At 57.4% G+C, this 305-nt stretch carries 1 pseudogene; it reads right to left on the bottom strand.

The features are described from left to right. Positions 1-305, bottom strand: a pseudogene (locus NQL71_RS29770) (RHS repeat domain-containing protein); the annotation flags it as partial.

The following is a 305-nucleotide window of genomic DNA, read 5'->3' on the forward strand; positions in this document are numbered from 1 at the left end:
ATCAGTGTGGAAGTAGTAAAGCTTCCGCTCCTCACCTTCCGCCTGGTCGACACGCGCCAACGGCGCATAACTCCCCGGTTCATACAGGTACAAACTGCTCTGCCCCGGTCGCTCTTCGCGCAGCATCCGCAGACCTTGCCACAAAAAGTGCTTCTGCTCGGTCTTGCCGTTGACCTCTGAAACCTTGCCAACCCGTCGCCCCAGGCTGTCATACCGATACGCACCGGTACTCTCCAGCCTGCCATTCACCAACGTCTCAGCCCGCACCAACCGATTTTCACAGTCATACACAAACGTCTGCAGCT

It is taken from the genome of Pseudomonas serbica, assembly GCF_028823535.1.
Lineage (GTDB): Bacteria > Pseudomonadota > Gammaproteobacteria > Pseudomonadales > Pseudomonadaceae > Aquipseudomonas > Aquipseudomonas serbica.